Source organism: Caballeronia sp. (genome assembly GCF_049581465.1).
In the GTDB taxonomy this organism is placed as follows: Bacteria; Pseudomonadota; Gammaproteobacteria; order Burkholderiales; family Burkholderiaceae; genus Caballeronia.
The window spans coordinates 1-10634 of the sequence record NZ_JBAUSA010000909.1 but is presented as its reverse complement, the minus strand read 5'-3'; the positions used below and the strand labels follow the sequence as shown (position 1 = coordinate 10634).

Sequence of the window (10634 nt, the reverse complement as noted above, 5' to 3'; positions counted from 1 at the left end):
GGCGTATCTTGAAGCCTTCGACGTCCCCGTGAATCCGCTGCACGCGCGCGGCTATCCGAGCATTGGATGCGAGCCGTGCACGCGCGCCATTCGTCCTGGCGAAGATAGCCGAGCCGGACGGTGGTGGTGGGAATCGCGCGACACGAAGGAATGCGGCCTGCATGTGACGACCATCATTCCCATTGTGGAAGATCGCAGCGCCGCGGCCTCATCGGCCCTCTCATCGGCCCTGTAACACCATTGATTATCATGCTTCGCGCCACCACGTGACTAAGAAGCCAAGCAACCAAGGAACGACGCATATGAGCAGCACGCTCGATTCAACCGTCATCGCCCCGACGCCCAACCGCGCGTCCCGCATGGACCACCTGGACTGGCTCGAAGCCGAGTCGATCCACATCCTGCGCGAGCTCGTCGCCGAATGCAGCAAGCCTGCGCTGCTGTTTTCGGGCGGCAAGGATTCGGTCGTCGTGCTGCATCTGGCGTTGAAGGCCTTTGGTCTTGGCGCCGGCCGCAAGACCGTGCTGCCGTTCCCGCTGGTTCATATCGACACGGGCCACAACTTCGACGAAGTAATCGATTTCCGCGATCGTCGCGCAGCCGAAATCGGCGCCGAACTGGTGGTGGGTCATGTCGAGGATTCGATCAAGAAGGGCACCGTGCGGTTGCGTCGTGAAACCGATTCGCGCAACGCGGCGCAAGCGGTGACGCTGCTCGAAACCATCGAGGAATATGGGTACACGGCGCTGATCGGCGGCGCGCGTCGCGATGAAGAAAAGGCGCGTGCGAAAGAACGTATCTTCTCGTTCCGCGATGAATTCGGCCAGTGGGATCCGAAGGCGCAGCGCCCGGAGTTGTGGAGCCTCTATAACGCGCGTTTGCATAGCGGCGAGCACTTGCGCGTATTCCCGATTTCGAACTGGACTGAACTGGATATCTGGCAATACATCGGGCGGGAAAAGCTCGAATTGCCGTCGATTTATTACGCGCACGAGCGCGAAATCATTCGTCGCAATGGCTTGCTCGTGCCGCTCACGCCGATCACGCCGCTGAAGGAAGGCGAAGTGTCGGAGTTCGCGCAAGTGCGTTTCCGCACGGTCGGCGACATTTCCTGCACGTGCCCGGTTGCAAGTGACGCCGACGACGTCGAGAAGATCATCGCGGAAACGGCCGTCACGGAAATCACGGAGCGTGGCGCCACGCGGATGGACGACCAGGCGTCCGAAGCCGCGATGGAAACCCGTAAGAAACAAGGTTATTTCTAAGCACCACGCTGCATTCAGGAATAGGGAAACATTATGAGCATTCATCAACCCGAAGACCTCGGCGTGTTGCGTTTCATCACTGCAGGCAGTGTCGACGATGGCAAGAGCACGTTGATCGGCCGCTTGCTTTTCGATAGCAAGGCGGTGTTGTCCGACCAGTTGTCGGCGTTGTCGCGTGCGAAGAACAAGCGCACCGTCGGCGATGAAATCGATTTGTCGCTGTTGACGGATGGCCTCGAAGCCGAGCGGGAACAGGGCATCACAATCGACGTCGCGTATCGCTACTTCGCTACAGCGAAGCGCAAGTTCATCATCGCCGATACCCCCGGCCACGAGCAGTACACGCGCAACATGGTGACGGGCGCGTCCACGGCGCATGCGGCGATTATCCTCGTCGACGCAACACGTGTGACCATGAAGGACGGCGTCGCGCAATTGTTGCCGCAGACGGTGCGTCACAGCGCGATTGTCAAGTTGCTTGGGCTTCAGCACGTGATCGTCGCCATCAACAAGATGGATTTGATCGACTTCAGCGAGGCTCGTTTTAACGAAATCCGCGACGCCTATGTCGAACTCGCGCGCCGTCTGGGGATTCCGGATGTGCGCTTTGTACCGGTGTCGGCGCTCAAGGGCGACAACATTGTGACGCCGAGCGAACGCATGCCGTGGTACGGCGACGAGCCGTTGCTGAACTTGCTCGAAGCGCTGCCGGTCGCGCAGCCCGTGGACCAGGCGTTGCGCTTTCCGGTGCAGTGGGTCGCTCGCCAGGACGGCAGCCAGGCCGATGATTTCCGCGGCTACATGGGGCGCGTGGAGTCAGGCGAAGTGAGGCTGGGAGACACGATCACCGTGCTACCGGCCAATCGCGAAGCAACCGTTTCCGAAATCATCGCGCCGGTGCCGGGCGGTGTTGGACAGGTCGATCGCGCGTTTGCGGGACAGACCGTGACCATTCGGCTGGCCGAGCATATCGACGTATCGCGCGGAGACACCTTCGTGCCGCGCAGCGCGAGCGCCCAGAAAGTCGAGCCTGCGAAGAAGCTTGAGGCCGACCTTTGCTGGTTCGACGAAGAGCCGCTTTCGCAGCAGCGGAAGTACCTGTTGAAGCAGACCACGAACACGGTCTTCGCGCGGATCGGCGCGATCAAGGAGGTGCTGGATGTGCATACCTTGCTGCACGCCGTCGATCGCCACAATCTCACGATGAACGACATCGGACGCGTTTCGTTGACGCTGCAAAAACCGATCGTCTGCGATGCTTACGATACGCATCAAGGCACGGGCGCGTTCGTCCTGATCGACGAAGCGACGCATCACACGGTCGCGGCTGGGATGATTCGCGCTTTTTCAGCCTGAGTATCGATTATGGGTAAGGTGTATTTGATCGGCGCCGGGCCGGGTGCTGCGGACCTCATCACGGTGCGCGGCGCGAAGCTGCTGAGCCGCGCACAAGTGGTCCTGCACGATGCGCTGATCGAGCCAGCCATGCTGGACTACGCGCCCCACGCTCGCAAGATCGCCGTGGGCAAGCGCTGCGGGCAGCGTTCGACGGCGCAGCAGTTTATCAACAAGCAGATCGTCGATGCCGCCAGGGAGCACGAAGTCGTCGTGCGTCTAAAGGGCGGCGATCCCATGCTTTTCGGTCGCGCCGATGAAGAAATGCGCGCGCTGGAGGCGGCGGGTATCGAGTATGAAGTGGTGCCGGGCATCACGGCGGCGCTCGCGAGTGCCGCGACGCTGAAGCGGTCGCTGACCTTGCGCGGGGTATCGCGGAGTGTGGCGCTGGCGACTTATAGCCGTGCGCCGGATAGCGATGAAATCCGCGAGCAGGCGCGTGCGGATTCGCTCGTGTTCTACATGGGACGCGACAGTGCGCCGGAGATTGCGCTGCAACTCATAGATGCCGGACGGCCGGGGTCGACGCCGGTTGCGATCGTCGAGGCATGTAGTACGGTACGGGAACGGTCGCTGACGCTGACGTTGGAAGCGATGGCCCGCGGCGATGCGCAAGATTGGCTGGACGCTTCGCAGCCTAGTTTGCTGATGATCGGCGAGGCGTTTGCGCAGCGGTCCTTGGGTTCTTCAGCGCCTACGAGTGCGGAGGCGGTCTTGCAGGTTGCGGCTTGAGACGCGAGGGCTGCTAGCCACAAGCAACTCCCCTAAGTACTACGCCTTCTCCACTTCACGCAATCCAATCGCCTGCGGCTTGCGAAATGCTGAGGCGATCTTGTCGCACTCAGCCCGGGGCACGCCGAACTCCTCGAAGTAAGTCCGCCACTCACGGACGACAGCCGACAGATGCTGGATGATCTCAACTGCCGCGTGCTTGAGCAGGCCGAACCGCCCCGCTGCGGAGAGCGCATTGTCGAGGGTCGCCAGCCGCCCCATTGCCGGACCTACACCTAAAACCAGGAAGCGCTCGGAGCCGACCTGCGGCTTCGGCACAACGTCGTAGAGCTCGCTCAGGCGCCAGCCCTTGTTTGCCCCATCCCACACGAACGCATGATTGCGAAGATGGTCATCGTCATTCGTCACGAGGATGTTAAACACCATTCGCTTGAACAACTCGATCTTGTCGGCTGCGACAAAACCCGTAGCCCCACGTTCATTGAGCATGTCAGCCAGGTCCGTATAGTTGGCCGATGCCGTATCGCTCTCATGCATCTTGAGCATCGTCAGGGCGCTCACGACGTGCCGTTTTCCGAACGCGCCCGCGGGCAACGGCACGCGGTCAAACCGCTCGATCAACATGACATCCCGCCCGTCGGCGAGGTGGATCGGCTTAGTCGCGGGAACACGCATACCGCACCTGCGGGCGAGTTCGAGCGTCGCACGCTCCACCACGGGAACATTGAAACCATCACGGGCGACGGGGAACTTGGCGACCCACTGCCGTCCGTCGTCCAGCAGCACCGCTTTAGGCCGCGCGCCACCGAACGTCGCACCGACGCTAAAGAGTAACTGCAACTTTTTCGGAACCGGCTTGCCCTCCTGGATCATTGCTGCGGCGTCCAGCAAATAGGACAGTTTGTTTGCATCCGGCAACTTGCCCGGCTCCGCGGTCGCGCTTGGGGAGTCCCTGAAATCCAGCGCGCCGGTCCGATGCGGACCGGCGTGAGCGAGATACTCGGTTTCCGGCAAACCGTCGGGTGCCGCCCTTAACATATTCTCGATGACCCGCCGCCCCCAGGAATCCGGGGCGGCGTCACGAATCGCGCCAAACAGCGCCAGTCCGGCGGGCGGCTGGAATATCATTTCTTTCGACTTCTTCGCCTCGTCCAGAGGCATGCTGACTGGATCCACGGCTGCGGCGTTTGAACGTTGCAGGTACTTGTTGCCATAGACGAAGGTCGACCCAACCGGCTTGATTCCTTCCTCGAAGAGTTCGAGCTTGCCGGCAGGCACCGCTTCGGCCGCTCCTTCGAGAGCGATGAAGACGTATTTGCTCCACGTCGACGTCTTAAAAATCATATTCACCTGTCTTCGAAGCGGTCTTGCGTGGACGCAGACGCGACTCTGTCTTGCGCCGCGCTTCGCCTATAACGTCGTTTTGCGGATCGGCGAGCGGCTGGAGTAGCCCCAGAAGGCCGGCACGTTCGAACGCCTGCAGCCACGACGAGAAACTCACCGAAACATCGCCATTTTCGATGCGTATCAGGGTGCTCGGGCTGATGTTGGCTCGTTCGGAAAAGTCCTGCCGCGTCATGTTGCGGGCGATACGGGCGGCCGCGACGGCCTGTCCCAGCGCGTTGGCCCGCTGATCGAGTTCTGGAGAAGAAAAGTCCTTGTTCTTGCGCTTCATTTTGTCGTATCTGACATATAAACCCACTTAATTGGTCAGTATAGACAAAATATCCAAAGTATCAAGATCGCGCACGGGGCGCAAATAGTCATATCTGAACAATTAAATAGGTTATTTAGTCAGATATGGCAATTTACGGCTGATTTGGCGCGCCTGCTGTTTCGGACAAGACAATGCGCCGAAAGTCCAGGACTCGCGGGGCACCGTGGAAAAACAGATCGAGGGATCGGGCGATAAACCTACAGAACCTGCCGAACGCAATATTCTGCGACTGCATCCAGCACCGCGTCGTCTTCACCTACCGCGGTTGCGCATTTGATTGTCAGCGATGGAAACATCGCGCGGCATCGATCGAGCAATTCGGGCAAGTCGCGCCGAATATGACCGCCCTGACCAAAGAACACCGGCACGACCGTAACCGCATCACACCCGTCGGATCCCAACTGCTCAATAGCCGTGGCCAAATCAGGCGTCATCAGTTCGAGAAAAGCGAGCGTCACGGGCTCGCTGCGCCGCAAACGCAGCTTCGTAGCCAGCCGTTCGAAAGGCTCCGCCCAGCGGGGATCGCGTGCGCCGTGGCCGAACAAAATCATGCCGTGCTTGCTCACTCGCGTCCTCCTGCTAAACGTTAATGCCGGTCAACCCAGCGCAGGCCGATCAGCCCGATGATCAGATACGCCAGCGCAGGGGCCGCTGCGGTCAAGGGCGCGGGCCACGTGTTCAATGTGCCGATGTGCGAAAACAGCGTGTTGAACAACTGGAAGCTCATGCCGATCATGATGCCGCCGAACACCTTCACGCCCACCACGCCCGCACGCGTATGCAAGTAGGCGAACGGCAGCGACAAAACGAGCATCACGAACACGGCAAACGGATAGAGAATCTTGCGCCAGAAAGCGATTTGATAACGCTGCGTGTCCTGATGATTCTCGGTCAAATGCTGGACGTACCGGAACAGGTTGAAAATCGACATCCGGTCCGGCGACACCAGCAGTACCGACAAAATCTGCGGCGTCAGCTCTGAGCGTAGCGAGAACTCCGGCAACGCGACCTGTTTGGCACGATAAACCGGATTGAGGGCATCGCCGGGATTGACGGCTTGCGGCGGTGCATCGACGAGTTCGGTGTCCGTTACGTCGGTCAGCTTCCAGTGGCCCGGCGGCGCATACACGCCGCTTTTTGCAATCCGCACATTCGTCAGCCGGAACTTTGAATCGAATTCATAGATGCGCACATTCGCAATCGTCGCATCCGGATTCAACGTTCCCACGTTCACGAAACGCGTGACTTGCTGGCCATCCGCACGGGCGGTCAGCGTGTCCTTGACCCACACACCCGACTCGAAATCGCTCGATACCGATGACCCCAGCGCCTCCAGCCGCACGCGCTCGGAGAGCTGATCGGAATAAGGTCCGATGACTTCGCCGATCACGTAGGTGAGCAGGACGATGGGGATGCCGATCTTGAGCAACGAGCGCAAGGCCTTGCCCGTCGACAATCCCGACACGCGGAAGATGGTGAACTCCGACGCGGCCGCCATTTGCGCAAACACATAGATGGCGGCGATCAGCGCGGCGACCGGGATAATCTCGTAGAACCGCGAAGGCGTTTGCAAGGCGACGCGCAGCACGGCAAGACCAAATTTGTAGTTCCCGTGACCGACCGTGTTCAGCTCATTGATCAGATCGAAGAAGAAGAACAAGCCGGAAAACGCAAACAGGATAAAGATGAACGCGAGATAAATCTGGCGCGCGAAATACCGTTCGTAGATGCGCATTCGTCAGGTCCCCTTCGAGCGGGTGAATGAGGGCAGCTTGAACAGCGGGCGATTGCGCACGCGTAGCCAGAAGATGAACGCCACGAGCAGGGAGACGAGAATGTGCAGGCCGACCAGCCCGACGAAAAATGACACCTTGCCTTGCTCGATCCACGACTGAACCACGTTCAACAAGTTCGAATACGTCAGGTAGATCAGCACGGCCATGACGAGATTGATCGTGCGGCTACGGCGCGGATTCTGATAGGCGAGCGGAATGGCGAGCAGCATCAGGTTGATCGCGATGAGCGGCAGCCCCGCGCGCCAGGCGAATTCGGCCAGGTTGTTGCGCGTCGGGTCGGCCAGCAACTCGGGCGTGTACAAGCCGGTGGTGGTCGGCGTATTGACGAATTGCTGGCTCTCGATCTTGACGCCGTAGCGCTCGAATTCCATGATCCGAAAGTTAGGCTGGCCGGGAATGCCGTCGTATCGGCGGCCGTTTTCCAGCACCACGAAGCGATCGCCGTTCGGACGCGTTTCGGTGTGTCCGCTCTTCGACACCACCACGTTGACCTTGCCGCCTTCCGTGCTCGTCACGAACACGTTTTGCACACGGCCCTGGTCCGGCGTCATTGCTTCGATGAAGAACACGCGATGACTCGCCGGCGATTCACGAAACTGGCCCGGCGCGAGCAGCGAGACTTCATCGCGTTGCTGGAAACGTGCCTTGATGAGCTTGCTTTGCTGGTTCGACCACGGCCAGCCGACGAACGCGAAGAACATGATCAGCACGATGATCGGTGCGGAAAAGAGGGCAATCGGCTTGATGAGGCGCGTCTGGCTCACGCCCGACGCGAGCCACACGACCATCTCCGAGTCGCGATACCAGCGCGTCAGTACGAAGAGGATGGACACGAACAAGGTGACGATCAGCATGACGGCCAGATAGCCGATCACGGTGAGGCCGATCAGCACGACGACATCGCGTGGATCGATCTGCCCGGACGCCGCGAAGCCGACGATGCGGATCATCATGGACGTGAGCATGATCGTGAGCAGCACCATGAATACGGCACCGGCCGTATACGCGAGTTCTCGCTGTAGGGAGCGTTCGAAGATCATTGATTGGTAGCTGATAGCCGGCGGTGATGAACGGGTGCGCCACGATCGGACAACCCGCTTTCACAGGTGCGCCGTTCGCGGGAAGAAATCATGCGAGGACATTCATGCGAAGTCATTCGAGCTCAGCGCCACCGCCCGTGACCGCCTTGGAAGAAATAGCGGATAATTGCGGCTTTCATCCTTCAGCCCAGATTTTATCCGAGGATAAGCGCGATGGACTTTAGCATAAAAGCCTGTGATTGGAGCAAAGGCTCCGCAAATGGGTTCCTTAACGGAAAGGCCGATGTAGTAGTGCTCGGCGTGTTCGAAGCGCAGACGTTGACGGGCGCCGCCCGCGAGATGGACGTGGCGACCAAGGGGCTTCTCACACGAATCGTGAAAGCCGGCGACATGAGCGGCAAAGCAGGTTCCACGCTGATGCTGACAGAAGTGACGGGCATCGGCGCGTCGCGGATTTTGCTGGTCGGCCTGGGCAAGCAAGACGGTTTCAATCAAAAGGCTTACACGGAAGCAACACGCGTCGCATGGCGCGCGCTGCTCGCCACCAAGATCGCGAACGTGGCGTTCACACTGGCTCAATTGCCGGTTCCCGAGCGCACTGGCGACTGGGGCGTACGCACAGCCATTCTCGCGCTGCGCGAGCTGACGTACAAGTTTACGCAGATGAAAAGCAAGCCGGAAAACAGTGATCGGTCGTTGAAGAAAATCGTGTTCAGCGTCGACACCGCCGACGAAAAAGCCGCGAAGGTCGCCGTGAAGCATGCGACTGCGCTGGCCAACGGCATGGACCTTACCCGCGATCTCGGCAATCTGCCGCCTAATGTCTGCACGCCGACGTACCTCGGCCAGACCGCGAAGAGGCTCGGCAAGGAGTTTGACTTCAAGGTGGAAGTGCTCGGCCAGAAGCAGATCGAAGCGCTTGGCATGGGTTCGTTCTTGTCCGTCGCGAAAGGTTCCATCGAGCCGCCCGCTTTTATCGTGATGCATCACCTGGGCGGCCCGGCGAAAGCGGCGCCGGTCGTGCTGGTCGGCAAGGGCATCACGTTCGACACCGGCGGCATCTCGATCAAGCCGGGCGAGGGCATGGACGAGATGAAGTACGACATGCTCGGCGCGGGTTCCGTGTTCGGCACCATGCGCACCATCGCGGAAATGGGGTTGAAGCTGAACGTGATCGGGGTGGTTCCTACTTGCGAAAACATGCCGGCGGGTAACGCTGTCAAGCCGGGCGATATCGTGACATCCATGTCCGGTACGACCATCGAAGTGCTGAACACCGACGCCGAAGGTCGCCTGATTCTTTGCGACGCGCTGACCTACGTCGAGCGCTTCAAGCCGGCGGCCGTGATCGATGTCGCCACGTTGACCGGCGCGTGCGTGGTCGCGCTCGGCCATCACAATACCGGCTTGTTCTCGAAAGACGATGCGTTGGCGGGCGAGTTGCTGGATGCATCGAAGGAAGCCACCGATCCGACGTGGCGCATGCCACTCGATGACGAATATCAGGACCTGCTGAAATCCAATTTCGCCGATGTCGCGAATATCGGTGGCCGGCCGGGCGGCGCGATCACTGCCGCGTGTTTCCTGTCGCGTTTCGCGCAGAACTATCCGTGGGCGCACCTCGACATCGCGGGCACGGCCTGGAAGAGCGGTGCAACCAAGGGTGCGACAGGACGTCCGGTGCCGCTGCTGACGCAGTTCCTGGTGGATCGCGCGGCGCAGTGAAACAATTCGTGAAGCACGTTGTAATGAAGGCGGGGGAAAGGGCATGACGCGTATCGACTTCCATTCGAATGTTGGGGATTCGATCGCGTTCGCCTGCCGTCTGGTGCGCAAGGCGTATTTGAGCGGGCAGCCGTTGATTGTGCTGGCGGAGCCCGCGCGGCTCAAAGTCTTCGACGAACAGTTGTGGACTTTCGAGCCGAACGCCTTCGTGCCGCATTGCATGGCTGACAGTGCGTTGGCTGCTGAAACGCCCGTGGTGCTGGCCGAATCGCTGGAAACGGTGACGCATCACCAGATACTGTTGAATCTGGGCGCCGCCGTCCCGCCGCAATTCGCGCGCTTCGAGCGCTTACTGGAAGTGGTTGGCAATGAGGAGCATGAACTGGTTGCCGGGCGGGAGCGGTATCGGTTTTACCGTGATCGTGGATACGTGCTTAACAATCACAAGCACAACGGCTGAGAGTGGGCGCCGCTGCGGCGCGGGGTATGATCCGACCATGCCTTGGCGGCAGGCTGCTTGCCAATAGAACGTAGTCAACAAGAGACGGAGGCCACTCATGTCCCAAACCATCGCGCCCGATATGACTGACAGTTTTGATTCGTCGATTCCCGTTCTCACCGATGTCATCGTACCGGGGCGGCCCGAGCGCGCTCGCGCCGCGCCGCGCGCACCTGAGCCAGTGCTGCCGTTTGCGCAGCCGGTTGTCGGGTCAGCCGAGTCAGCGGGTACTGCGGAGCATCAAGCCGACGTCATTGCGGATCGTCTGCGCGGGCGTTTCACACACTTCCTGACCGGCGATGGCCGCACCTTGATCGAAGAGCGGTGCCGGGAATCGCTGCAGGAGCATTCGACCTGGCTGGTTAGTCAAATCACGAGGGAAGTGGCGCTGGCGCTTGAGACGGAACTGACGGAATGGGTCAGGGAGGCTGTTGTCGACGAACTGGGGCGGAAGGGCCCGGCCGT

General features: G+C 60.2%; 12 protein-coding genes. 7 read left to right on the top strand and 5 right to left on the bottom strand.

Annotated features, from left to right (window positions below; translation table 11 throughout):
• The 4 genes from WCA53_RS22270 to cobA all read left to right on the top strand — a co-directional run.
• On the top strand, nucleotides 1-235 hold a 235-nt coding region (locus WCA53_RS22270), incomplete at its 5' end, for a phosphoadenosine phosphosulfate reductase family protein (RefSeq protein ID WP_423915625.1).
• 67 nt (nucleotides 236-302) lie between these two features.
• A complete protein-coding gene (cysD, locus tag WCA53_RS22265; protein WP_423915624.1) occupies nucleotides 303-1265 on the top strand; it encodes a sulfate adenylyltransferase subunit CysD in 963 nt (320 codons plus the stop codon).
• A gap of 30 nt (nucleotides 1266-1295) precedes the next feature.
• Entirely contained in the window at nucleotides 1296-2621 is a 1326-nt protein-coding gene (locus tag WCA53_RS22260) for a sulfate adenylyltransferase subunit 1 (protein ID WP_423915627.1), read from the top strand.
• 9 nt (nucleotides 2622-2630) lie between these two features.
• Nucleotides 2631-3392: a uroporphyrinogen-III C-methyltransferase gene (cobA, locus tag WCA53_RS22255; RefSeq protein ID WP_423915623.1), complete on the top strand. Its 762-nt coding sequence runs from the start codon at nucleotides 2631-2633 to the stop codon at nucleotides 3390-3392.
• A 39-nt stretch (nucleotides 3393-3431) separates the two neighbouring features.
• On the opposite strand, the gene WCA53_RS22250 is transcribed toward cobA, so the two are convergent.
• From WCA53_RS22250 to lptF, 5 genes are all read right to left on the bottom strand, one after another.
• Nucleotides 3432-4736 carry a type II toxin-antitoxin system HipA family toxin gene (locus WCA53_RS22250; RefSeq protein ID WP_423915626.1) on the bottom strand — a complete coding sequence of 435 codons (1305 nt, stop codon included), beginning with the start codon at nucleotides 4734-4736 and terminating at the stop codon, nucleotides 3432-3434.
• A complete protein-coding gene (locus WCA53_RS22245; protein ID WP_423915622.1) occupies nucleotides 4726-5067 on the bottom strand; it encodes a helix-turn-helix domain-containing protein in 342 nt (113 codons plus the stop codon). Before WCA53_RS22245 ends, WCA53_RS22250 begins: the two co-directional genes overlap by 11 nt.
• A 239-nt stretch (nucleotides 5068-5306) precedes the next feature.
• Nucleotides 5307-5675, bottom strand: coding sequence for a sirohydrochlorin chelatase (locus WCA53_RS22240; protein ID WP_423915621.1), 369 nt, complete (start codon nucleotides 5673-5675; stop codon nucleotides 5307-5309).
• 20 nt (nucleotides 5676-5695) lie between these two features.
• Nucleotides 5696-6844, bottom strand: coding sequence for an LPS export ABC transporter permease LptG (lptG, locus tag WCA53_RS22235; protein WP_423915620.1), 1149 nt, complete (start codon nucleotides 6842-6844; stop codon nucleotides 5696-5698).
• A 3-nt stretch (nucleotides 6845-6847) separates the two neighbouring features.
• Nucleotides 6848-7945: an LPS export ABC transporter permease LptF gene (gene lptF / locus WCA53_RS22230; protein ID WP_423915619.1), complete on the bottom strand. Its 1098-nt coding sequence runs from the start codon at nucleotides 7943-7945 to the stop codon at nucleotides 6848-6850.
• A 213-nt stretch (nucleotides 7946-8158) separates the two neighbouring features.
• On the opposite strand from lptF, the gene WCA53_RS22225 reads away from it, so the two are divergent.
• The 3 genes from WCA53_RS22225 to WCA53_RS22215 all read left to right on the top strand — a co-directional run.
• Nucleotides 8159-9670, top strand: a complete 1512-nt coding sequence (locus WCA53_RS22225; RefSeq protein ID WP_423915618.1) for a leucyl aminopeptidase — start codon at nucleotides 8159-8161, stop codon at nucleotides 9668-9670.
• Between the two features lie 43 nt (nucleotides 9671-9713).
• Complete coding sequence (locus WCA53_RS22220) at nucleotides 9714-10130, top strand: DNA polymerase III subunit chi (protein WP_423915617.1); 417 nt, start codon at nucleotides 9714-9716, stop codon at nucleotides 10128-10130.
• A 97-nt stretch (nucleotides 10131-10227) separates the two neighbouring features.
• Nucleotides 10228-10634 (top strand): DUF2486 family protein (locus WCA53_RS22215; protein WP_423915616.1); only part of this gene is annotated, 407 nt, incomplete at its 3' end.

Excerpts from the sequence above, each read along its gene's own strand:
- WCA53_RS22250 (WP_423915626.1), bottom strand. The coding sequence starts at position 4,736 with ATGATTTTTAAGACGTCGACGTGGAGCAAATACGTCTTCATCGCTCTC.
- WCA53_RS22225 (WP_423915618.1), top strand. The coding sequence starts at position 8,159 with ATGGACTTTAGCATAAAAGCCTGTGATTGGAGCAAAGGCTCCGCAAAT.
- lptF (WP_423915619.1), bottom strand. The coding sequence starts at position 7,945 with ATGATCTTCGAACGCTCCCTACAGCGAGAACTCGCGTATACGGCCGGT.
- WCA53_RS22245 (WP_423915622.1), bottom strand. The coding sequence starts at position 5,067 with ATGAAGCGCAAGAACAAGGACTTTTCTTCTCCAGAACTCGATCAGCGG.
- cysD (WP_423915624.1), top strand. The coding sequence starts at position 303 with ATGAGCAGCACGCTCGATTCAACCGTCATCGCCCCGACGCCCAACCGC.
- WCA53_RS22220 (WP_423915617.1), top strand. The coding sequence starts at position 9,714 with ATGACGCGTATCGACTTCCATTCGAATGTTGGGGATTCGATCGCGTTC.
- lptG (WP_423915620.1), bottom strand. The coding sequence starts at position 6,844 with ATGCGCATCTACGAACGGTATTTCGCGCGCCAGATTTATCTCGCGTTC.
- cobA (WP_423915623.1), top strand. The coding sequence starts at position 2,631 with ATGGGTAAGGTGTATTTGATCGGCGCCGGGCCGGGTGCTGCGGACCTC.